This is a genomic window from Alcanivorax sp. (assembly GCF_014762765.1).
GTDB lineage: Bacteria > Pseudomonadota > Gammaproteobacteria > Pseudomonadales > Alcanivoracaceae > Alcanivorax.
This window is the reverse complement of record NZ_JABURH010000189.1, coordinates 23,449-44,593: the sequence shown is the minus strand read 5'-3', so window position 1 is coordinate 44,593 and position 21,145 is coordinate 23,449. Positions and strand designations below refer to the sequence as shown.

Sequence of the window (21,145 nt, the reverse complement as noted above, 5' to 3'; positions counted from 1 at the left end):
AGCCCGTCGTGGTCGCCGATCACATTGCCATGGTCATCCTCGATCTTGCCGGGCTGGGCGGGCAGGTACTGTTCGAGAAAATCCTTGAAGCGTCGCTCACCAATGAAACAGATCCCGGTGGAATCCTTCTTCTTGTGGTTGGCGAAGCCCTTTTCTTCGGCGATGCGACGGACTTGCGGCTTTTCCAGGTCACCCAGCGGGAACAGGGTGCGCTCGAATTTGCGGTGATCCACGGCGTGGAGGAAGTAGGTCTGGTCCTTGTTGGTATCCACAGCGCGCAATAAACGCCCCTTACCATCGTGGCTCACCTGCGAATAGTGGCCGGTAGCAATGTAGTCCGCGCCCAAGGTGATGGCATGGTCCAGAAACGCCTGGAACTTGATTTCCTTGTTGCAGAGGATATCCGGGTTGGGGGTGCGTCCGGCCCGGTATTCGGCCAGGAAGTGCTCGAACACCCGGTCCCAGTATTCCGTTGCGAAATTGGCGGTATGCAGCTCGATGCCCAGCACCCCGGCCACCTGCATGGCATCCATCAGGTCTTCCCGGGCGGTGCAGTACTCGGTGCCGTCATCTTCGTCCCAGTTCTTCATGAACAAGCCTTCGACGCGATAGCCTGCATCCAGCAGCCGTGCAGCGGCCACCGAGGAATCAACGCCGCCGGACATGCCGACGATCACACGGGTATTTTGTGGGGCTTTTGCAGAAACTTGGCTCATGGTACTGCCTTCATCTCAGCCGCGCTGCAGCGGCCAGGGGTGCTGATAGATGGTGTCCAATGGCAGGCGCCGGCCTGACAGGTAGTCATCCAGGCATTTTTCCACCAGGGCGCTACGGTGTTGGGGGCGGCGGCTGCGTAGTTCGTCCGGTGTCAGCCATTCGGCGCCGAGAATACCGGTATCCAGTTTCTGGCCCGGGTCATGGCTCACCGGCCTGGCCACAAAACAGGTGCGGTAATAGACCCCGGCGCCGCGGAAGGGCTGGAAGATATACCAGCCCAGCAAATCCGTGATCTCCACCTGCCAGGCGGTTTCTTCCAGGGTTTCCCGGTAGGCCGCCTGCATCAGGTTTTCACCGAATTCCACATGCCCGGCGGGCTGGTTCAGCACTTCCTGGCCCTTGCTCATTTCCCGAACAAAGAGGAAGCGCCCGTCTTGTTCCACCACACAGGCCACAGTAATGTGCGGCTCAAAGCTGTTCATAGCAACCCTACCGATACCGGCCCCGTCCAAATGGAGCACAATGATAATAAAGGCGGGAATGGTAGCGCAGCAGCGCCACAGACAACAGGAGTGATCAATGCCCGGGGACCGGTTTACTCACCTGGATGACCAGGGACGCGCCCAGATGGTGGACGTGACCGACAAGGCGGAAACGCAGCGAGAGGCAACGGCCCGGGCGCGTATCCGTATGAAGCCGCAAACCTTGGCTATGATCCGTGACCAGCGACACCCCAAGGGGGATGTGCTGGCCACGGCGCGTATTGCCGGCATTCAGGCGGCCAAGAAAACCTGGGATCTGATTCCCATGTGCCACCCCTTGCTGCTCAGTAAGGTGACGGTGGCCATTGAGGAAACGGCCGAGGATAGCCTGGAAATTCTGGCCACTTGCAAGCTCAAAGGTGTCACCGGAGTGGAAATGGAGGCGCTGACGGCGGCTTCGGTGGCTGCGCTGACGCTTTACGACATGTGCAAGGCGGTGGATCGTGGCATGGTGATTGAAGAGGTCTGCCTGCTTGAGAAGAGTGGGGGGCGTAGTGGCCACTACCAGCGACAGGATCCGGAAACGGAAGATCAATGATGATAGAGGTACGTTTTTTCGCCGCTCTGCGTGAGCGTGTAGGTAGCGACAGGCTGGAAGTGTCCCCGCCGGATTCGGTAGATACGGTGGCAAAACTGGTGGCCTGGCTAGAGAGGGATCCCGACTTGGCGGATGCCCTGGCGGCGACGCCACGCCGTATGGTGGCAGTCAATGAGGTGTTGGGCTCGGAAGAATCCAGCATTTCTCAGGGTGATGTTGTGGCGCTGTTCCCCCCGGTGACAGGCGGATGAAAACCCGTATTGAAATTCGCAACGGGCCATTGGTAGCTGCTGAACCCTCTGATTGGCTTCGTGATGCTGGCCTGAGTGGCGCTCAGGTACAGTTTTGCGGGCAGGTCCGCGATGAGCAGGGAAGTGTGGAGGCGCTCCATCTGGAGCATTACCCAGGGATGACGGAGTCCGTTCTTGGCACCATCGTCGAGCAGGCGGGGCAGAAATGGCACCTTAATGGTGCCTGGGTGGTGCACCGGGTTGGCACCATGGCCCCCGGTGACGACATCGTTCAGGTGGCGGTCAGTGCGGGGCATCGGCAGGCGGCGTTCGAGGCCTGCGCCTTCATCATGGACCTGTTGAAAACCCGCGCACCATTCTGGAAGAAAGAGCTTATCGACGGCCACTGGTTTTGGGTCGAGGCCCGCCGGCGGGACGCCGAGGCCGCCGCTGCCTGGCTGCAGGCGCTTTCGGGGCATGAACTGCCATAGAGCGCCATTCTCCGGGAGCCAGGCCAGTCAAGTCCCAGTCGCCGATCTGCCAGCGAACGAGGCGCAGGGTGGGGTGGCCAATGGCGGCAGTCATGCGGCGTACCTGCCGGTTTCGACCTTCGTCTATGGTGAGTTTCAGCCAGCTATCCGTTACCGTTTTACGGGTCCTGACCGGGGGATGGCGCGGCCATAGATCAGGCGCCTTGACGGCTTCCACCTGGGCAGGCCGGCAGGGCCCATCCTTGAGAGTGATTCCCTGGCGCAGTTTTTGCAGTTCGTGTTCCCCGGGCTTGCCTTCCACTTGCACCAGATAGGTCTTGGGGAGATGGAAACGCGGGTCACTGATGCGTGCCTGCAAGGCGCCGTCATCAGTGAGCAACAGCAGGCCTTCAGAATCCCAGTCAAGCCGTCCGGCCGGGTAGACCCCAGGTACCGGTACGAACTCGCGCAGTGTTTGACGACCCTTGTCGTCGCTGAACTGGGACAGCGTATGAAAGGGTTTATTGAGCAATATCAGTTGTGCCATGGGTATGGGTTTCGATGGCTGTCGTTGAGGCAGTGGTGCCGGTTGAACTAACAAGGCTAAACGGTCGGTGCTATACTCGCCAGCTCATGCAGAATACGGTTATCTGGAGGGAGCACTCCTTTTAGGCTCGCTGATCTGACGGTCAAAAGCCGGCTCATATCGGGCGAGAAGCACTGCCAATACAATTGGGACCTGTAATTTTATGACCACCCCTAAAATTATCTACACCATTACCGATGAGGCGCCAGCGCTGGCGACCTATTCCTTTTTACCTATCATTGAGAAATTTACTTCGATCGCTGGAATTCAAGTTGAAAGCAGCGATATATCACTGGCTACACGTATTCTCGCGACGTTTCCTGAATATCTTTCAGACGAGCAGAAGGTGAGTGACACCCTCTCCGCGCTCGGGGAGTTGACCCAGGATCCAGACGCCAACATTATCAAACTTCCCAATATCAGTGCCTCCATACCTCAGCTCAGGGAAGCTATCGCTGAACTGAATGAGCATGGTTTTCCTGTGCCTGAATACCCGGATGATCCTCATAACCCGGAAGAAGAAGAGATCCAGGCTCGCTACACCAAAATTCTCGGTTCTGCGGTAAACCCTGTGCTTCGGGAAGGTAACTCGGATCGTCGTGCGCCTATTGCGGTGAAAAATTATGCTCGCAAGAACCCCCACAGCATGGGGTATTGGAGCCAGGCATCCCGGACCCATGTTGCTCACATGCGGGGGGGAGACTTCTTTTCCCATGAGACCTCCCTCACGATTGAGAAGGCATGCAAGGTCCGCATCGAATTTGAGGATACCAACGGCAAGATCACGGTCATGAAGCCGGAATTGCCGCTTCTTGATGGCGAAGTGATTGACGCCATGTACATGAGCAAAAAAGCGCTCTGTGATTTTTTTGACAAGCAAATCGATGATGCCAAAGAAACCGGCATCCTGTTCTCCTTGCATGTAAAAGCCACCATGATGAAGGTCTCACACCCCATTGTGTTCGGCTACGCGGTACGTCGTTTCTACAAAGAGCTATTCGACAAGCATGGCGACACGCTCGAGGAGATCGGCGCCAATCCGAATAATGGCTTGAGTCACATTTATCAGAAGATTGAAGAGTTGCCGATTTCCCAGCGTCTGGAAATCGAATCCACCATACGTGCCTGTTACCTGCATCGCCCCGAGCTGGCCATGGTTGATTCAGACCGCGGCATCTCAAATCTGCATGTGCCATCAGACGTTATTGTCGATGCCTCCATGCCCGCGATGATTCGGCAGGGCGGCAAGATGTATGGTGCTGACGGGAAGCTGAAAGACACCAAAGCCGTCATCCCTGAAAGCACCTATGCGACCATCTATCAGGAAGTCATCAACTTCTGCAAAACCCACGGTGCCTTCGATCCGGTCACCTGTGGCTCTGTGCCAAATGTGGGCCTTATGGCCCAGAAAGCCGAAGAATATGGCTCGCATGACAAGACCTTTGAAGTAGAAGCTGACGGAACCATGCGCATCGTCCGTGAAGATGGTGAAGTATTGCTGACCCATGATGTGGAGCAAGGTGATATCTGGCGCATGTGCCAGGCGAAAGACCTGCCCATTCGCGATTGGGTGAAGCTGGCTGTCAGCCGTGCCCGCCAAAGCGGTACCCCGGCGATTTTCTGGCTGGACAAAGAGCGAGCCCATGACGCCCAGCTCATTGTTAAGGTTAGAAAATACCTTAAAGACCATGATACCGAGGGGCTTGATATCCGCATCATGTCTCCGGTCCAGGCGATTCGTTATACCATGGAGCGCATGATTCGGGGTAAAGACACAATCTCGGTAACGGGGAATGTGTTGCGCGATTACCTGACTGACCTGTTCCCGATTCTGGAGCTCGGCACTAGCGCCAAGATGCTTTCCATTGTGCCTCTGATGGCAGGCGGTGGGCTTTATGAAACCGGTGCTGGCGGTTCCGCACCGAAGCATGTGCAGCAGTTCACTGAAGAGAATCACCTGCGTTGGGATTCGCTGGGCGAATTTCTCGCTCTGTCGGTCTCCATCGAAGAGCTGGGTGAAAAATATGGCAACGAGAAGGCCAAGGTTATTGCCGCCGCCCTGGATAAAGCCAATGAGCAGTATCTCGAGCAGAATAAATCGCCGTCACGCAAGGTGGGTGAGCCCGATAACCGGGTCAGTCATTTCTATGTGGCCATGTACTGGGCTCAGGCGCTTGCTGAACAGGATGATGATGCCGAGTTGAAGAGCAAATTCACAGCCATCGCATCTGCCCTTACCGAAAACGAAGATGCCATCGTCAAGGAAATGGTAGCAGTGCAGGGTTCGCCCGTTGATATCGGTGGTTATTATAACCCTGATTTCGGCAAGGTATCTGCCGCGATGCGGCCAAGCGCCACATTCAATAATATTCTCGATAAGCTGTAAGCTTCTGTTGCAAATAAAGGGCCGGCGCAAGCCGGCTTTTTTGTGGAAATCCTGGTCTGTTCTCCCGGCCAGAACTCCAGGAAACCGGTGCTCTCAGTGCTTATCCGCTCTGTCGGGAGTCCGGCATCTATGTTTTGCCATGAGCGCGAAGGGAAGCTGGCTTCTGCCGATGGACCGTCCCTACAGCAAGGGGGCTGCAGTGGGAAATAGCAGGGAAAAACCCGGCCTGGCCAAGATGTCCGCAGCCTGTAGGTCGGTGATATACTCGCCAGTAAATACCTGATTCGCTTTTATTCAGAGGGAGTAGTGTAGATGGGATACCAAAAGATCACGGTTCCCGCAGACGGTGACAAAATCACGGTTAATGCGGACCTGTCCCTGAATGTCCCCAATCACCCGATAATTCCTTATATCGAAGGGGACGGCATTGGTGTCGATATCACACCAGTGATGATGAAAGTCGTTAGTGCAGCAATCGAAAAAGCCTACGGTACCAAGCGCGCTATCACCTGGATGGAAGTCTACGCCGGGGAAAAAGCTACGGTGGTTTACGGGCCTGATGTCTGGCTGCCGGAAGAGACCCTGGAAGCATTGCGAGAATTTACCGTGGGCATCAAGGGTCCGCTGACCACCCCGGTAGGTGGTGGCATCCGCTCTCTGAACGTGGCCCTGCGTCAGGAACTCGACCTCTATACCTGTATGAGACCGGTTCGCTATTTCGAAGGGGTACCCAGCCCGGTGGTCCACCCTGAACTCACCGACATGATCATCTTCCGTGAGAACTCCGAAGATATTTACGCTGGCATCGAATGGGCTGCGGACAGCCCGGAAGCCACCAAACTGATCCGTTTCCTGCGCGAGGAGATGGGCGTTACCCAGATCCGCTTCCCGGAAGGCTGTGGCATCGGCATCAAGCCGGTGTCCCGCGAGGGGACCCAGCGTCTGGTACGCAAGGCCATTCAGTACGCCATCGACAATGACAAGGATTCCGTCACCCTGGTGCATAAAGGCAACATCATGAAGTACACCGAGGGGGCCTTTAAGGACTGGGGGTATCAGCTGGCCGGCGAGCGTTTCGGCGCTGAATTGCTCGATGGTGGTCCCTGGATGACCATGAAGAACCCGCGTACAGGCAAGCAAATCATCATCAAGGACGTGATCGCGGATGCGTTCCTCCAGCAGATCCTCATGCGTCCAGCCGACTACAGCGTGATTGCCACCCTGAACCTGAATGGTGACTACATTTCCGATGCGCTGGCAGCAGAAGTGGGCGGTATCGGCATCGCGCCGGGCGCCAATATTGGTGGGTCCGTGTCCCTGTTCGAGGCGACCCACGGTACCGCTCCAAAGTACGCCGGCCAGGACAAGGTGAACCCGGGCTCCCTGATTCTGTCAGCTGAAATGATGCTGCGTCACATGGGCTGGAACGATGCTGCCGACCTGATCATCAATGGTGTGGAAGGCGCCATTGCCGCCAAGACCGTGACTTATGATTTCGAACGGCTGATGCCGGACGCTACCTTGCTGAAGTGCTCCGAATTCGGAGATGCGGTGATTGAGCATATGGGTATCTGACCTATCAGACACCCGCTCATTTGCACTATCAGGAAGGCGTCGACTGGCTTGCAGCGGCGCCTTCTTCGTTATCGGCTTCGGCGGTGTACTCCCCGTCAGCACGCAAATTGACGGCGTGAAAGCCCTTGTTGGCCGGCTGCACCTCGTATTCCACGGGTTGCCCTGCCTTCAGGCTCTTGTAGCCCTCCATCTGGATGTAGGAGTAGTGGACAAACAGATCCTCCCCCCCTTCATCCGGCCTGACAAACCCGTACCCCTTGGCATTGTTAAACCACTTTACTCGTCCCGTTGCCATGGTCCTTCCCTCTTGCCTATCCAATGGCTGTCATTGTTTGTTGTTATCCCCGGGCCGACTGCTACGGTAAACTGGTAACCGGAGTTATCGTGCAACTTTTAAACATGCGTCGCAGGGTGTCAAGCCCGTGAAATATTCACGGGCAGGGATTGAAAAATCCGTTACCGCCCATCATTTCTTCATTGCCTGCTGACGCCAGCAGGGTTACAACGGTTTTGAGGCATTATGAACTGGCAACAACAAGGGCACTTGGTGATGGCTCACGGAAAAGATGATCTCCGTAACGGGCCTGCAGATACTCCCTCCGACCCGGATCGTCATGGGGATCTGGCGGTAGAGGAGGCCAGGCCGAAGTTGAAGCCCCCCTCCATGTACAAGGTGTTGATGCTCAATGATGACTACACCCCCATGGATTTTGTGGTAGAGATACTGGAAGACTTCTTCAATCTGGGCCGCGAGCAGGCAACCCGTGTGATGCTCACGGTCCATACCGAAGGAAAGGCGGTGTGCGGGGTGTATCCCCAGGATATCGCCGAAACGAAAGCCACTCAGGTGGTGGAATATGCCCGTGAAAATCAGCATCCGCTGATGTGTCAGGTGGAGAAGGCCTGATTCAGGCTCTCCAACTGAATGTCCGGGTACTGCAGTGAGGTAGCCTTATGCTCAGCAAAGAACTGGAAATGACGCTCAACGAAGCGTTCCGCCACGCACGTAGCCACCGGCATGAATTCATGACCGTTGAGCATTTGCTGCTGGCGCTGCTGGATAACGAGGCGGCCGTCGAGGTCTTGCGTGCCTGTAGCGCGGATCTGGAGGAACTGCGCGATGCGTTAAGCCAGTTTATCGAGGACTCCACCCCCCTGTTGCCGGAAAGTGATCCGGATCGTGATACCCAGCCAACCCTGGGGTTCCAGCGTGTGCTCCAGCGCGCCGTCTTCAGCGTGCAATCCTCCGGCAAGAAAGAGGTGACCGGCGCCAACGTGCTGGTGGCCATCTTCAACGAACAGGAAAGCCAGGCAGTCTATTTCCTCAACTGCCAGGATATCCATCGCCTGGACGTGGTGAATTTTATCGCCCACGGCATATCGCAGGTGCAGGATGCGGAACCGTCCATGGAGGCGGAACAGGACATGGAAAATGCCGGGGAGAGTGCGCCGGCCAGCGCCCTGGAAAACTATGCCAGCAACCTGAATGAGCTGGCCCGTGCGGACCGCATTGATCCGCTGGTGGGGCGTGCTTTCGAAATAGAGCGGGCGGCCCAGATACTCTGTCGTCGCCGCAAGAACAATCCGCTACTGGTGGGTGAGCCCGGTGTCGGCAAGACCGCCATTGCTGAAGGTCTGGCACGCATGATCGTGGAAGAGAAGGTGCCTGAGCCGCTGCTGGATGCCACCGTCTACTCGTTGGATCTTGGCGCCTTGCTGGCCGGCACCAAGTACCGGGGCGATTTCGAGAAGCGCCTGAAAGCGGTACTGGCCGAGCTGAAGAAAGACCCCAACTCGATCCTCTTTATCGATGAGATCCACACCATCATCGGAGCGGGCGCTGCGTCCGGTGGTGTCATGGATGCCTCCAATCTGCTCAAGCCCATGCTGGCCAGCGGTGAGTTGAAGTGCATGGGCTCGACCACTTTCCAGGAATACCGGGGTGTGTTCGAGAAGGACCGTGCCCTGTCTCGCCGGTTCCAGAAAATCGACGTGGTAGAGCCCTCCGTGGAAGATACCGTGGGCATTCTCAAGGGGCTGAAGAGCCGTTTCGAGAAGCACCACGACGTGAGCTACAGCGATGCCGCCCTGAAAGCGGCGGCGGAGCTGAGTGCCCGCTATATCAATGACCGCTACCTGCCGGACAAGGCCATCGATGTGATCGATGAAGTGGGTGCCTGGCAGCGCCTGCGCCCGGAAGACCAGCGCAAGCACACCATTGACGAATCCGATGTGGAAGACATGGTGGCCAAGATCGCCCGCATTCCGCCCAAGCAGGTGTCTTCGTCTGACAAGGAGCTGCTGCGCAACCTGGAGCGGGACCTGAAGATGACAGTGTTCGGCCAGGAAGAGGCCATCGACACCATCTCTGCGGCCATCAAGCTGTCCCGTGCGGGCCTCAAGGGCGAGCACAAGCCCATTGGCAGCTTCATGTTTGCCGGCCCCACCGGGGTGGGCAAGACCGAGGTCAGCCGGCAGCTGGCCCGGGCTCTTGGCGTGGAACTGGTGCGCTTTGACATGTCGGAGTACATGGAGCGTCATACCGTCAGCCGCTTGATCGGCGCACCTCCCGGCTATGTGGGTTATGACCAGGGCGGTCTGCTGACCGAGGCCGTGACCAAGACGCCTCACTGTGTGCTGCTTCTGGACGAAATCGAAAAGGCTCACCCGGAGGTGTTCAATATCCTGTTGCAGGTCATGGATAATGCCACGCTGACCGACAATAACGGTCGTAAGGCTGATTTCCGCAACGTGATTGTGATCATGACCACCAACGCAGGTGTGGAAGTGCTGAACAAGCGCACCATCGGTTTCACGGAGCAGGATAACAGCACCGATGGGATGGAGATGCTGAAAAAGGTCTTCACCCCCGAGTTCCGCAACCGCCTGGATGGCATTATCCAGTTCAAGCCACTGTCCACAGAGGTCATCCTCGGTGTGGTGGACAAGTTCCTGGTGGAGCTGCAGGCGCAGCTGGACGAGAAGGGAGTGGTGCTCAACGTGGACAAGGCCGCCCGCACCTGGCTGGCAGACAAGGGCTACGACAAGGATATGGGCGCCCGACCCATGGCGCGCCTGATCCAGGAGCAGCTCAAGAAGCCGCTAGCGGAAAAATTGCTGTTCGGTGAACTTTCCGAGAACGGTGGCCAGGTCGATGTGACCGAGAAGGATGGTCAGTTGTCGCTCACCGTGAAGGCAGCGGAACCGGAGCCAGCATAAAAAGCAGTGAATCATTGATAATGAGTAGTTAATAACGAAAAGTGCAAACAAAAATACCCCCGGCTCGAATGAGACGGGGGTATTTTTTTAGCTATTAACTATTAATTAATAACTGCTTTTCGGCTTATTTCATGCGGAACGTAATACGGCCCTTGCTCAGGTCATAGGGGGACATCTCCACCTTGACGCGGTCGCCGGTGAGAATGCGGATATAGAATTTACGCATCTTCCCGGAGATATGGGCGGTAATAACATGACCGTTGTCCAGCTTCACACGAAACATCGTGTTCGGCAGGGTTTCAACGATGACACCTTCTAGTTCAATCTGCTCTTCTTTCGCCATCCAACGAATACCTTGGGTTACCGGCTATTAGCGGGCGCAATTGTGCCGGAAAAGACGCCGGGCTGCAAAAGAAGTTGGGATACAGGGGAAAAGGGGGTTATCCGGCACGCTATAGAGTGCCTCTATGGACTGTCTAGTCCTTGTTGAATTCCTTCCAGGCACCACTGCGCAGGATTTCCAGAGGTTGATATTGGCTCTTGTACTCCATCTTCTGGCACTGATGAATCCAGTAGCCCAGGTAAAGATAGGGCAGTTCCAGACGTTGGCAATGACGAATCTGCCAGAGCAGGGCCATCACGCCCAGGCTGCGTTCAGGCAGTGTCGGATCGAAAAAAGTGTAGACGGCAGAAAGGCCATCCTCCAGTTGATCGGTCACCGCCACCGCCACCAGCTTGCCCTCCTGGCGAAAGCAGTAGAAGTGAGTATCTGCCCAGTCGCAGGTCAGGAAGTTGGTGAACTGCTCCTCCGAAGGGGGGTACATGTCACCGTCACCGTGACGTTGGTCAATATAGGCTGCATAGAGGGTGTAGAACTCACGGGTGTAGCGAGCTGGCTCGCGGTGAACAGTGAGATCCTGATTGGCCTTTTCAATGCGTCTATGGCGACGTCGGGCGCGGAAATCCGTAACGCGTACCCGCGCGGGTATACAAGCGTTGCAGCCGTCGCAGTGCGGGCGGTAGAGATAATCGCCGCTACGACGAAACCCCAGCAAGCTCAGTTCGCTATAGAGCTCCGGTGAGAGTTTGGCCTGTGGGTCCACAAACAGGGTAGATGCCTGGCGGTCTTCCAGGTAGCTGCAGCTGTGGGCCGGGGTGCGGAAGAACCGCAGCGTTGACAGATCGGTCATGCCTTCAGTGTAGCGAATATAACGGTGGAAACCATACGCCTGCCGAATTCAGGGTGACTCTGTTTGGGTGCAGGAGCCAGCCTTGCTGGCGATCAGGAAGGGGATTGCTATCCGCTATCGCCTGCAGGCAGGCTCCTGCGGTGTGTTGTCGAGCGGCAGAGATCGGTCCCATTCGGTATCAGGCCATTGCTCGGCCTTGGGAGCGTCAGGAACCAGCTGTTTCAGTAGCCCCTCGAAGGCGGGCCGGTCGATCAATTCGGCGCCCAGGCTGTGCAGGTGCGGGTTTTCCACTTGGGCATCAATCAGTTCGATACCCAGGGTTGGAGCCAGGGCTCGCAGGGCGGCAAAGGCAACCTTGGAGCCGTTCGGTCGAGGCGAGACCATGGATTCTCCGAAGAAGACTCCGCCCAGCTTGATGCCGTAGATACCACCGGCAATCTGCCCGTCCTGCCAGACCTCCAGGCTGTGGGCATAACCAAGCCTGTGCAGGTGCACATAGGCGTTGATCATTTCCTCGCTGATCCAGGTGCCCAGACCATCAGCCCGGGGGGCGGCGCACAGGCGCATCACCGATTCGAAAGCACGATCCAGTGTGACGGTAAAGTCGCTTCGACGCAGATGCCGAGCCAGGCTGCGGCTGATGTGTATGCGTCGCGGGTGAATTACACAGCGTGGGGCAGGGGACCACCACAGGATTGGCTGGTAGTCCGCATCGTACCAGGGAAAGATACCCAACGAATAAGCCCGGAGCAGTGTCTCCGGGCTTAGATCGGCCCCGGCGGCCAGCAAACCGTCCGGGTCGGTCAGGGCGGTGCGGGTATCCGGGAACGGGGTTCCCGGTTCCAGCCACGGCACCATGCTTTAGTGGTTCAGGTTGTCCAGATACTTCTCAGCATCCAGAGCGGCCATGCAGCCGGCACCGGCGGAGGTAACCGCCTGACGGTAGACGTGGTCCGCCACATCACCGGCCGCAAATACGCCCTCAACGGTGGTCGCAGTGGCATTGCCTTCGATACCGCTACGGATCTTGATGTAGCCGTCATTCATGTCCAGCTGACCTTCGAAGATATCCGTGTTCGGCTTGTGCCCGATGGCAATGAACACGCCCTGCAGTTCAATATCCTTGCTGCCTTCACCCTTGGTGGACTTGATACGCATCCCGGTCACGCCGCTGTCGTCGCCCAGCACTTCTTCCAGGGTGTGGTCCCACTCGACGCTGATGTTGTCCTTGGCGAGCAACTTGTCCTGGAGGATTTTCTCAGCGCGCAGGCTGTCGCGGCGATGTACCAGGGTCACGTGTTCAGCGATATGCGACAGATATAGCGCTTCCTCGACAGCAGTGTTGCCACCACCGATAACGGCTACGCGCTGGTTCTTGTAGAAAAAGCCATCACAAGTGGCACAGGCGGACACGCCTCGGCCCATAAAGGCTTCTTCGGATTCAAGACCCAGATACATGGCGGAGGCGCCGGTGGCGATGATCAGGGCGTCACAGGTGTAGGTGCCGCTGTCCCCCTTGAGGGTAAAGGGGCGATTACGGACATCCACCTCATTGATGTGGTCGTACACCATTTCCGTTTCGAAACGCTCGGCGTGCTGCTGCATACGCACCATCAGGTCCGGTCCCTGCAAGCCTTCCACGTCACCAGGCCAGTTATCCACCTCGGTGGTGGTGGTCAGCTGCCCACCTGGCTGAATCCCGGTAATCACCACCGGCTTCAGGTTGGCACGGGCGGCGTAAACGGCGGCGGTGTAACCCGCGGGGCCGGAACCGAGGATAATCAGGCGATGGTGCTGCACGTCGCTCATTGAGAACTCCAGTTGATAGGTAAGGGCAGGTTGTCACCCAGCTAATGGGGGTGCGGCGCTGCACATTCAAGGCGTGTGAAAACTACCGTAAAACCGGGGTGACGTGAAGCCTATAGGTCCTATAGATTTGCCCAACCGCACCCGGGTCGGGCAGGCAGTCAGCAGGATTTGTGCGATAATTCCCGCCGGCCCGCCAATGCCGTGGCGACAAAACTGGCTGCTCCCCGCGGGATTGACTACAATCGCAATAATTTCAATTCGTTATCGGCATTTTCTTAAGCTTAACTTTATGAATTCAAGGGGTAAGGCGTGAGTAAAACGGTTGCCGGGCAAGGACAGTCCGGGTTTTCCCGCCATCTCAAGCGCGGTTTGGTAGAGGGCATGGTGATCGCCCTGATCGCCCTGTCCCTGTATCTGCTGCTGGCGCTGATCAGTTTCGACAGCCGGGATCCGGGTTGGTCCTATGTGGGCAATGTGGACGCGGTGCGCAATGCTGCCGGCCGGGCTGGTGCGTTCAGCGCTGATCTTTTACTGGGCCTGTTTGGTTACATGGCGTACCTGTTTCCTGTGCTGGTAGGCTTCTGGGCCACCAAGGTGCTGCGTGAACGTCATGCTGGGCTGCCGGGCAGCTGGCCATTGTTCAGTCTGCGTCTGGTTGGTTTCATGCTGACTATGCTGGCGGGAACCGCACTGTCCTACATGCACTTCACCGTGGGGGAGGCGCTGCCGGAAGGTGCCGGAGGCATTCTCGGCCACGAGGTGGGCGCCGCAGCGCTGGACGGGTTCAACCCTCTGGGCGGTAGCCTGATCATGGTGGCTCTGTTCCTGATTGGGGTCACCATCTTTACCGATCTGTCCTGGATTGCCCTGGCAGAAGGGCTCGGCGCCATGGTGTTGGGCGCCTTCGAGAAAATTCCCGCCTGGTGGCAGGCGCGACGCAAGAAGCGTGAAGAAGCCCAGCAGAAGAAACAGGCCCATGAGAAACGCGCCAAGGTGATCAGCGAGGCCAAGAAAAAAGCGGAAACCCGCACACCACCCAAGATCGCCAAACCGGCCAAGCCCGTTGAGAAGAGTGCACGGGTGCACAAGGAGAAACAGCAGAAGTTGTTCACTACCGAGGTAAACGGTGAGCTGCCACCGCTGGTGCTGCTGGATCAGGTTGAGGAGTCCAAAGGCGGCTTTTCCGAGGAAGCGCTGGAAGGCATGTCTCGCCTGCTGGAAATCAAGCTCAAGGACTTCAATATCGAAGCGGAAGTGGTGGCGGTGCAGCCCGGCCCGGTGATCACCCGCTTCGAAATCCAGCCGGCGCCGGGCATCAAGGTGTCGCGGATCACCAACCTGGCGAAGGATCTGGCCCGTTCCCTGGCGGTGATCAGCGTGCGGGTGGTGGAAGTGATTCCCGGCAAGACCACCGTGGGCATCGAGATTCCCAACGAGCAGCGGGAAATGATCCGCTTTACCGAAGTGGTTGGCACGCAGATGTTCGACCAGTCCCCGTCGCCGTTGACCATGGCGCTGGGCAAGGACATTGCCGGCAACCCGGTGATGGCCGACCTGGCCAAGATGCCCCACCTGCTGGTGGCGGGTACCACCGGCTCCGGTAAGTCAGTGGGCGTGAACGCTATGCTGTTGTCCATGCTGTTCAAGTCGAACCCGGAAGACGTACGACTGATCCTGATTGATCCCAAGATGCTGGAATTGGCGGTCTACGACGGCATTCCCCATCTGCTGACCCCGGTAGTCACGGACATGAAGGAAGCCGCCGGCGCCCTGCGCTGGGGCGTGGGCGAAATGGAGCGGCGTTACCGGCTGATGGCATCCATGGGGGTGCGTAACCTCTCCGGCTATAACCGCAAGGTGGCGGACGCCAAGAAGGCGGGCCAGCCGCTCAAGGACCCCATGTGGAAGCCGGACGACCCCATGAATCTGGAGGAAGAGGCGCCACTGGCGGAGCATCTGCCCTACATCGTCATCGTGATCGATGAATTTGCCGACATGATGATGATCGTCGGCAAGAAGGTGGAAGAGCTGATCGCGCGTATTGCCCAGAAGGCCCGTGCCGCCGGTATCCACCTGATTCTTGCCACCCAGCGGCCATCCGTGGACGTGATCACCGGCCTGATCAAGGCCAACGTGCCGTCGCGGATCGGTTTCCAGGTGTCCTCCAAGATCGATTCCCGCACGGTGCTGGACCAGGGTGGGGCGGAGCAACTGCTCGGCCACGGTGACATGCTTTATTTGCCCGGCGGCAAAAGTGTTCCGGAACGTGTTCACGGCGCCTTTGTCTCAGATGAAGAGGTACACCGGGTCTGTGACGATTGGCGCAAACGCGGTGAGCCCAACTATCTGGACGAAATTCTGGATGGAGGCAGTGATCTCAATGCGCCCATGCCCGGTATGGAAAGTGCCGGTGGGGGGGGCGATGACGAAAACGACCCGCTTTACGATGAGGCGGTGGCCTATGTGACCCAGTCGCGCCGGGCCTCCATCTCTTCTGTGCAGCGGAAACTGAAAATCGGCTACAACCGTGCCGCCCGTCTGGTGGAAGCCATGGAGATGGCCGGGGTTGTCAGCGAGGCGGGGCACAACGGCCAGCGCGAAGTGCTGGCGCCGCCGCCGGTATAACAAGGAGTTTCAATGCGCAAGCTGTTAACGGGTTTACTGATTATGCCGTCCCTGTTGTGGGCGGCCCCCACCGATGAGCTGCTGTCCAAGCTGCAGAAGCTGGAATCCATGAAGGGCCAGTTTGAACAGATGGTGCTGGACCAAGGTGGTACCCACATGCAGGAAGCGGAAGGGGAGTTTCAGGTGGCCCGGGGCAACCGCTTCTACTGGTCCACGGCAATGCCCTTCGAGCAACTGGCGGTGTCCGATGGCAATACCGTCTGGGTCTATGACAAGGATCTGGAACAAGTGGTGGTGCGCCCCCTGAGTCAGGACCTTGGCCAGACCCCTGCGCTGCTGTTTGGCGGCAAACCTGCTGACGTGGCCGAGGCCTTCGCCATTTCCGAGCGCAGCCGGGAGGGAGAAAGCGTCACCTACCGTCTCAAGCCGAAAGGCAGCGATCCCTTGTTCGACCAGCTGGATGTGACTTTCGAGGGCGACAAGCCCCGTTCCATGCGTCTGCAGGATGCCCTGGGTCAGCAAACCGTGATCGATTTTCGCGACTTGATGATCAACACCGGCATTGATGCCTCGTTGTTCAACTTCGTGCCGCCGGAAGGCACGGATGTGATTCAGCAACAGCAATGAACGACCTGTTCGCCACCGATGCTGCCCAGCAGGCACAGCCCCTTGCGGCACGCCTGCGTCCCACCTCGCTGGACGAGTACGTGGGGCAGCAGCATCTGGTGGGCGAGGGTAAGCCTTTTCGCCAGGCCCTGGAGCGCGGACAGTTGCACTCCATGATTCTGTGGGGGCCGCCGGGTACCGGCAAGACCACTCTGGCGCTGATTCTGGCCCAGGCGGTGGACGCTGCCTTTATAACGCTTTCCGCAGTGCTGTCGGGTGTGAAGGATATCCGTGCCGCGGTGGAGCAGGCCCAGGTTCGCCTGGGGCAGGGCCGCCGTACAGTGTTGTTCGTGGACGAGGTGCACCGCTTCAACAAGGCCCAGCAGGACGCTTTCCTGCCCCATGTGGAAGAGGGCACCATCACCTTTATCGGCGCTACCACCGAAAATCCTTCCTTCGAGCTCAATAACGCCTTGCTGTCCCGGGCCCGGGTCTACCGGCTTCGCTCACTGACTGCGGACGACCTGCGTGGCCTGCTGGATCGTGCTCTGGCGGAACCGAGTCTGAAAGGCATGCGTCTGGACGATGAGGCTCGCGAGTTGCTGCTCAACTACGCCGATGGTGATGCCCGGCGTCTGCTCAACATGCTGGAAGTGGCGGCGGATCTGGCTGACGGCGAGGCGCCGGTGATTGATGCGGAGCTGATGCGTGAAGTCCTGCGCGATGCGGTACGACGCTTCGACAAGGGCGGCGACCTGTTCTACGACCAGATCAGCGCCCTGCACAAATCCGTGCGTGGGTCCGACCCGGATGCGGCGCTGTACTGGTTTGCGCGCATGCTGGACGGTGGCTGTGACCCCCTGTACATTGCCCGCCGCGTGGTGCGCATGGCCAGTGAAGAAGTGGCCAATGCTGACCCCAGAGCGCTGACGCTTTGCCTTCAGGCCTGGGATGTGCAGGAGCGGCTGGGCAGCCCGGAAGGGGAGCTGGCCATTGCCCAGGCCATTGCCTATTTGGCCGTGGCGCCGAAGAGCAACGCGGTCTACAAGGCCTACAACCAGGCCAGGGCGCTGGTGCGTGAGCACCCCACCGACGAGGTGCCGCTGCATTTGCGTAACGCGCCCACCCAGTTGATGAAAGACGAAGGCTTCGGGGCCGAGTACCATTACGCCCACGATTTTCCGGATGCCTTTGTGGCTGGCGAGAACTACTTTCCGGCCAGCCTCAGCGGGACCCGCTTGTACGAACCGGTGAACCGGGGGCTGGAGATCAAGGTGGCGGAAAAGCTGGCGCGTCTGCGCGAACTGAACCAGCAAAGTGACTGGCAACGCTACGGGGACGAGTCATGAATATGGCAACCCTGGCGCCCTGGCTGGCTGTTGCCGGCGGCGGAGCTCTTGGGGCCAGCCTGCGTTTTGCCACTACGCTGTGGATCGGTGTGCCAACCATGCCGACCTGGCCCTGGGCCACCTTCGGGGTGAATCTGGTGGGCAGTTTTTTGTTCGGCTTTCTGGCGGTGGCTCTGGCCAGCCTGCCGGTGGGTGAGCTCTGGCGGCTGGCGCTGATGACCGGCATGCTCGGCGCGTTGACCACGTTTTCCACCTTTTCCTTCGAACTGGTTCGATTGGTGGAAGTGAAAGCCTACGGCATGGCGGCTGGCTATGCCCTGGCCTCGGTGATGGTCTGTTTTTGTCTCGGTGGGCTGGGGTTGCTGCTGGGACGGTTGGTGTTTGAATAACGACCGCCGAAACAATACACCGTAGGAGCCATGCTCCCATGGCGAACCGCCCGTCAGGGCACTCTCGCGAGCAGGTTCGCCATGCAAGCATGGCTCCTACGGGAAAGAATCTTATCAGCGTCTTGCGTCAGGCATCTGGCGTCGGGCGTTTTTTGCCTGGAGTGAAACAAACATGCTGGATATTCGTGCCCTGCGTCAGGACGGTGAAGCCATCAAGGCAGCACTGGCCAAGCGTGGTTTTGACCTGGATCTGGATGCCTTTGCCGCCCTGGATGCTCGCCGCAAACAGGCCGACGTGCGATCACAGGATCTGCAGGCCGAGCGCAAGAAAGCGTCCAAGCAGGTGGGCCAGCTGATCCAGTCCGGCATGGATGTGGAGCAGGCCAAGGCCCAGGTGGCCGAATCCCTGAAGACCATTGACCAGGAACTGGATCAGGAGGTGGCCAACGCCAAGGCAATTCAGGAAGAAATCCGTGATTTCCTGATGGGCATTCCCAATGTGCCTCAGGACGCCGTGCCTGCCGGCAATGACGAAGACGACAACGTGGAAGTGCGTCAGTGGGGCACACCGAAGACCTTTACCTTCGAGCCCAAGGACCACGTGGATGTAGGCGAGGCGCTGGGGCAGGGCGGTCTCGATTTCGAGCGTGCCGCCAAACTCTCCGGCAGCCGCTTTGCGGTGATGACTGGTGGCTTGGCCCGTCTGCATCGTGCGCTGATCGATTTTATGCTCGATATTCATAGCAGCGAACACGGCTATGAAGAAGTCTATGTGCCTTACCTGGTGGGTCCGGAAGCCCTGCGCGGCACCGGTCAGCTGCCCAAGTTCGCGGATGACCTGTTCAAGATGGAAGGTGAGCGCGAGCTGTATCTGATTCCCACCGCTGAGGTGCCGGTGACCAATCTGGCGGCGGACGAGATCATTGACGCCGAGGCGCTGCCACGACGTTATACCTGTCATACCCCCTGTTTCCGCTCCGAAGCCGGCAGCCATGGCAAGGACACCCGCGGCATGATCCGCCAGCACCAGTTCGAGAAGGTGGAGCTGGTGCAGCTGGTGCGCCCGGAAGAGTCGGATGCGGCCCTGGAAGCCCTGACCGGCCATGCGGAGGCGATTCTGCAGAAGCTGGATTTACCCTATCGGGTAGTGATCCTGTGTGGCGGCGATCTGGGCTTTTCTTCCTCCAAGACCTATGACATTGAGGTATGGCTGCCCAGCCAGCAGCGCTACCGGGAAATCTCCTCCTGTTCCAATTTCCGTGACTATCAGGCCCGCCGCATGCAGGCCCGCTGGCGTAACCCGGAAACCGGCAAGCCCGAACTGGTACACACTTTGAATGGGTCAGGTCTGGCAGTAGGGCGTACACTGGTGGCTATCCTGGAGAACTATCAGAATGATGATGGTTCCGTGACTGTGCCGGAAGCATTGCGCCCTTACATGAGAGGCCTGGAGCGGCTGCAGTAGCACGCTCCTGCTCATTGAAACCGGGAGCATTGATGGAATTCCTACCAATCAGCTGGCGACTGCAGGGCAAATCGGCCCTGCTTGTGGGGGGCGGAGAAGTGGCCCTGCGCAAAGGGCGTCTACTGCACCGATCAGGTGCAAAGGTGAGTGTTGTTGCTCCCGAAGTGTGCGCAGAACTGCGCGACATTGCGGTGCAAAGTCAGGGTGTCATCCATGAGCGGGTTTTTGAAAGTAGCGATTTGACCGGACAGACACTGGTTGTCTGCGCCACCAATGACCCGGCGGTGAATGCTGCAGTGGCGCAGCAGGCCCAGGCTCGGGGGCTGCCGGTCAATGTGGTGGACAACCCGTCTCTGGGTGACTTCATTTTCCCGGCCATCGTGGATCGTTCGCCGGTACTAATCAGTATTAGTTCCTCTGGCGCCTCGCCGGTACTGGCGCGCAAACTGCGCAGTCAGCTTGAGTCCATGTTGCCGGCTCGCTGGGGCCGTCTGGCCGACCTGATGGCCAGGTTTCGCCAGCCCCTCAAGGACAAGCTCAACAACGTGGGCGCCCGCCGTCTGTTCTGGGAGCAGGCCCTGGAAGGGCCGCTGGTCGAGAAGGTCATGGCTGGCAAGGACAGCGAAGCCGAAGCCATGCTCAGCGAAGCCATCGAGCAGGCCGATGCAGCCCGCTTGAGCCGTGGCGAGGTCTACCTGGTGGGGGCCGGTCCCGGCGACCCTGACCTGCTGACCTTCCGCGCCCTGCGCCTGTTGCAGAAAGCCGATGTGGTCCTCTATGACCGTCTGGTAGGACAGGGCATCGTGGATCTGGCCCGGCGGGATGCGGAGCTGGTCTACGTGGGCAAGGCCCGTGACAAGCACGCCTTGCCACAGGACAACATCAACGAACTGCTGGTTCACTACGCCAAACAGGGCAAGAAGGTCTGTCGGTTGAAAGGCGGGGACCCCTTCATCTTCGGTCGCGGCGGAGAGGAAATCGACCTGATCGTGGCCGAGGGCATCGACTTTCAGGTGGTGCCGGGTATCACCGCCGCCAGTGGTTGTGCGGCCTACGCCGGCATACCGCTGACCCACCGGGACCATGCCCAGTCCGTGCGCTTCGTCACCGGCCACCGCAAAGACGGCACGGTGGATCTGGACTGGCAACATCTGGTCAGTGAAACGGAAACGGTGGTGTTCTACATGGGGTTGGTGGGCCTGCGGCAGATCTGCACAAAGCTCATGGAACACGGCCGTTCCGGTGAAACGCCGATAGCCCTGGTGTCCAGGGGCACCACCAATCTTCAGGAAGTGATCACCGGGACCCTGGACAGCCTGGCGGACCAGATCGAAGGGCGGGAGATCCATGCGCCAACGTTGATCATTGTTGGCAGTGTGGTGAGTCTGCATTCGCAGTTTGAATGGTTCGGGAAAGGCAATTAATAATTAATAATGAATAATTAATAAC

Annotated in this window: 21 protein-coding genes; 13 read left to right on the top strand and 8 right to left on the bottom strand. The window is 58.4% G+C overall.

The annotated features are described in order from the left end of the window. A partial coding sequence (mnmA, locus tag HUJ17_RS14630; RefSeq protein ID WP_290511388.1) for a tRNA 2-thiouridine(34) synthase MnmA occupies nt 1–716 on the bottom strand: 716 nt, incomplete at its 3' end. A 15-nt stretch (nt 717–731) separates the two neighbouring features. Beyond that, entirely contained in the window at nt 732–1,199 is a 468-nt protein-coding gene (locus tag HUJ17_RS14625; RefSeq protein ID WP_290511387.1) for an NUDIX hydrolase, read from the bottom strand. A gap of 97 nt (nt 1,200–1,296) precedes the next feature. Between HUJ17_RS14625 and moaC the strand changes: the two genes are divergently transcribed. The 3 genes from moaC to HUJ17_RS14610 are packed head-to-tail and all read left to right on the top strand — an operon-like array spanning nt 1,297 to nt 2,518. Continuing rightward, nucleotides 1,297–1,797, top strand: coding sequence for a cyclic pyranopterin monophosphate synthase MoaC (gene moaC / locus HUJ17_RS14620; protein WP_290511386.1), 501 nt, complete (start codon nt 1,297–1,299; stop codon nt 1,795–1,797). Next, entirely contained in the window at nt 1,794–2,048 is a 255-nt protein-coding gene (gene moaD / locus HUJ17_RS14615; RefSeq protein WP_290511385.1) for a molybdopterin converting factor subunit 1, read from the top strand. The genes moaC and moaD overlap by 4 nt, the downstream gene beginning before the upstream one ends. Further along, on the top strand, nt 2,045–2,518 hold the full coding sequence (locus HUJ17_RS14610) for a molybdenum cofactor biosynthesis protein MoaE (protein WP_290511384.1): 474 nt from the start codon (nt 2,045–2,047) through the stop codon (nt 2,516–2,518). The genes moaD and HUJ17_RS14610 overlap by 4 nt, the downstream gene beginning before the upstream one ends. On the opposite strand, the gene HUJ17_RS14605 is transcribed toward HUJ17_RS14610, so the two are convergent. Then, nucleotides 2,421–3,044 (bottom strand): pseudouridine synthase, encoded by a 624-nt coding sequence (locus HUJ17_RS14605; protein ID WP_290511383.1) that lies wholly within the window; start codon nt 3,042–3,044, stop codon nt 2,421–2,423. The genes HUJ17_RS14610 and HUJ17_RS14605 overlap by 98 nt on opposite strands. 202 nt (nt 3,045–3,246) lie before the next feature. Here HUJ17_RS14605 and HUJ17_RS14600 point away from each other — a divergent pair, with 202 nt between their 5' ends. Both HUJ17_RS14600 and icd read left to right on the top strand, forming a co-directional pair. Continuing rightward, on the top strand, nt 3,247–5,469 hold the full coding sequence (locus tag HUJ17_RS14600; protein ID WP_290511382.1) for an NADP-dependent isocitrate dehydrogenase: 2,223 nt from the start codon (nt 3,247–3,249) through the stop codon (nt 5,467–5,469). Between the two features lie 312 nt (nt 5,470–5,781). Next, nucleotides 5,782–7,044 (top strand): NADP-dependent isocitrate dehydrogenase, encoded by a 1,263-nt coding sequence (icd, locus tag HUJ17_RS14595; protein WP_290511381.1) that lies wholly within the window; start codon nt 5,782–5,784, stop codon nt 7,042–7,044. Nucleotides 7,045–7,072: 28 nt separating this feature from the next. Here icd and HUJ17_RS14590 read toward each other — a convergent pair whose 3' ends face one another. Then, nucleotides 7,073–7,339 carry a cold-shock protein gene (locus tag HUJ17_RS14590; protein ID WP_290511380.1) on the bottom strand — a complete coding sequence of 89 codons (267 nt, stop codon included), beginning with the start codon at nt 7,337–7,339 and terminating at the stop codon, nt 7,073–7,075. A 255-nt stretch (nt 7,340–7,594) separates the two neighbouring features. Here HUJ17_RS14590 and clpS point away from each other — a divergent pair, with 255 nt between their 5' ends. Next, nucleotides 7,595–7,951 carry an ATP-dependent Clp protease adapter ClpS gene (gene clpS / locus HUJ17_RS14585; RefSeq protein ID WP_052042425.1) on the top strand — a complete coding sequence of 119 codons (357 nt, stop codon included), beginning with the start codon at nt 7,595–7,597 and terminating at the stop codon, nt 7,949–7,951. 47 nt (nt 7,952–7,998) lie between these two features. Beyond that, on the top strand, nt 7,999–10,263 hold the full coding sequence (clpA, locus tag HUJ17_RS14580; RefSeq protein ID WP_290511379.1) for an ATP-dependent Clp protease ATP-binding subunit ClpA: 2,265 nt from the start codon (nt 7,999–8,001) through the stop codon (nt 10,261–10,263). Nucleotides 10,264–10,387: 124 nt separating this feature from the next. On the opposite strand, the gene infA is transcribed toward clpA, so the two are convergent. The 4 genes from infA to trxB all read right to left on the bottom strand — a co-directional run bounded on the left by infA (nt 10,388) and on the right by trxB (nt 13,262). Next, nucleotides 10,388–10,606 (bottom strand): translation initiation factor IF-1, encoded by a 219-nt coding sequence (gene infA / locus HUJ17_RS14575; RefSeq protein WP_008929746.1) that lies wholly within the window; start codon nt 10,604–10,606, stop codon nt 10,388–10,390. Nucleotides 10,607–10,739: 133 nt separating this feature from the next. Then, the gene (locus HUJ17_RS14570) at nt 10,740–11,453 is read right to left on the bottom strand and encodes an arginyltransferase (protein ID WP_290511378.1); all 714 of its coding nucleotides are present in this window, start codon (nt 11,451–11,453) and stop codon (nt 10,740–10,742) included. Nucleotides 11,454–11,567: 114 nt separating this feature from the next. Next, a complete protein-coding gene (gene aat, locus HUJ17_RS14565; protein WP_290511377.1) occupies nt 11,568–12,311 on the bottom strand; it encodes a leucyl/phenylalanyl-tRNA--protein transferase in 744 nt (247 codons plus the stop codon). 3 nt (nt 12,312–12,314) lie between these two features. Then, the gene (trxB, locus tag HUJ17_RS14560) at nt 12,315–13,262 is read right to left on the bottom strand and encodes a thioredoxin-disulfide reductase (protein WP_290511376.1); all 948 of its coding nucleotides are present in this window, start codon (nt 13,260–13,262) and stop codon (nt 12,315–12,317) included. 309 nt (nt 13,263–13,571) lie between these two features. Between trxB and HUJ17_RS14555 the strand changes: the two genes are divergently transcribed. From HUJ17_RS14555 to cysG, 6 genes are all read left to right on the top strand, one after another. Continuing rightward, nucleotides 13,572–15,887 (top strand): DNA translocase FtsK, encoded by a 2,316-nt coding sequence (locus HUJ17_RS14555; protein ID WP_290511375.1) that lies wholly within the window; start codon nt 13,572–13,574, stop codon nt 15,885–15,887. A gap of 12 nt (nt 15,888–15,899) precedes the next feature. Next, nucleotides 15,900–16,514, top strand: coding sequence for an outer membrane lipoprotein chaperone LolA (gene lolA / locus HUJ17_RS14550; RefSeq protein WP_290511374.1), 615 nt, complete (start codon nt 15,900–15,902; stop codon nt 16,512–16,514). After that, the gene (locus HUJ17_RS14545; RefSeq protein WP_290511373.1) at nt 16,511–17,842 is read left to right on the top strand and encodes a replication-associated recombination protein A; all 1,332 of its coding nucleotides are present in this window, start codon (nt 16,511–16,513) and stop codon (nt 17,840–17,842) included. The genes lolA and HUJ17_RS14545 overlap by 4 nt, the downstream gene beginning before the upstream one ends. Next, on the top strand, nt 17,839–18,231 hold the full coding sequence (locus HUJ17_RS14540) for a CrcB family protein (protein ID WP_290511372.1): 393 nt from the start codon (nt 17,839–17,841) through the stop codon (nt 18,229–18,231). The genes HUJ17_RS14545 and HUJ17_RS14540 overlap by 4 nt, the downstream gene beginning before the upstream one ends. Nucleotides 18,232–18,403: 172 nt before the next feature. Then, nucleotides 18,404–19,696 (top strand): serine--tRNA ligase, encoded by a 1,293-nt coding sequence (gene serS, locus HUJ17_RS14535; protein ID WP_290511371.1) that lies wholly within the window; start codon nt 18,404–18,406, stop codon nt 19,694–19,696. Nucleotides 19,697–19,728: 32 nt separating this feature from the next. Next, nucleotides 19,729–21,120, top strand: coding sequence for a siroheme synthase CysG (gene cysG, locus HUJ17_RS14530; protein ID WP_290511370.1), 1,392 nt, complete (start codon nt 19,729–19,731; stop codon nt 21,118–21,120). Nucleotides 21,121–21,145 lie beyond the last annotated feature (25 nt).

What these genes read in the sequence shown, in the direction of transcription:
- HUJ17_RS14610 (WP_290511384.1), top strand. Translation starts at nt 2,045, where the DNA reads ATGAAAACCCGTATTGAAATTCGCAACGGGCCATTGGTAGCTGCTGAA.
- HUJ17_RS14540 (WP_290511372.1), top strand. Translation starts at nt 17,839, where the DNA reads ATGAATATGGCAACCCTGGCGCCCTGGCTGGCTGTTGCCGGCGGCGGA.
- HUJ17_RS14605 (WP_290511383.1), bottom strand. Translation starts at nt 3,044, where the DNA reads ATGGCACAACTGATATTGCTCAATAAACCCTTTCATACGCTGTCCCAG.
- aat (WP_290511377.1), bottom strand. Translation starts at nt 12,311, where the DNA reads ATGGTGCCGTGGCTGGAACCGGGAACCCCGTTCCCGGATACCCGCACC.
- HUJ17_RS14625 (WP_290511387.1), bottom strand. Translation starts at nt 1,199, where the DNA reads ATGAACAGCTTTGAGCCGCACATTACTGTGGCCTGTGTGGTGGAACAA.
- trxB (WP_290511376.1), bottom strand. Translation starts at nt 13,262, where the DNA reads ATGAGCGACGTGCAGCACCATCGCCTGATTATCCTCGGTTCCGGCCCC.
- moaD (WP_290511385.1), top strand. Translation starts at nt 1,794, where the DNA reads ATGATGATAGAGGTACGTTTTTTCGCCGCTCTGCGTGAGCGTGTAGGT.
- icd (WP_290511381.1), top strand. Translation starts at nt 5,782, where the DNA reads ATGGGATACCAAAAGATCACGGTTCCCGCAGACGGTGACAAAATCACG.
- HUJ17_RS14600 (WP_290511382.1), top strand. Translation starts at nt 3,247, where the DNA reads ATGACCACCCCTAAAATTATCTACACCATTACCGATGAGGCGCCAGCG.
- HUJ17_RS14570 (WP_290511378.1), bottom strand. Translation starts at nt 11,453, where the DNA reads ATGACCGATCTGTCAACGCTGCGGTTCTTCCGCACCCCGGCCCACAGC.
- cysG (WP_290511370.1), top strand. Translation starts at nt 19,729, where the DNA reads ATGGAATTCCTACCAATCAGCTGGCGACTGCAGGGCAAATCGGCCCTG.
- HUJ17_RS14590 (WP_290511380.1), bottom strand. Translation starts at nt 7,339, where the DNA reads ATGGCAACGGGACGAGTAAAGTGGTTTAACAATGCCAAGGGGTACGGG.
- HUJ17_RS14545 (WP_290511373.1), top strand. Translation starts at nt 16,511, where the DNA reads ATGAACGACCTGTTCGCCACCGATGCTGCCCAGCAGGCACAGCCCCTT.
- infA (WP_008929746.1), bottom strand. Translation starts at nt 10,606, where the DNA reads ATGGCGAAAGAAGAGCAGATTGAACTAGAAGGTGTCATCGTTGAAACC.
- clpS (WP_052042425.1), top strand. Translation starts at nt 7,595, where the DNA reads ATGGCTCACGGAAAAGATGATCTCCGTAACGGGCCTGCAGATACTCCC.
- clpA (WP_290511379.1), top strand. Translation starts at nt 7,999, where the DNA reads ATGCTCAGCAAAGAACTGGAAATGACGCTCAACGAAGCGTTCCGCCAC.
- serS (WP_290511371.1), top strand. Translation starts at nt 18,404, where the DNA reads ATGCTGGATATTCGTGCCCTGCGTCAGGACGGTGAAGCCATCAAGGCA.
- moaC (WP_290511386.1), top strand. Translation starts at nt 1,297, where the DNA reads ATGCCCGGGGACCGGTTTACTCACCTGGATGACCAGGGACGCGCCCAG.
- lolA (WP_290511374.1), top strand. Translation starts at nt 15,900, where the DNA reads ATGCGCAAGCTGTTAACGGGTTTACTGATTATGCCGTCCCTGTTGTGG.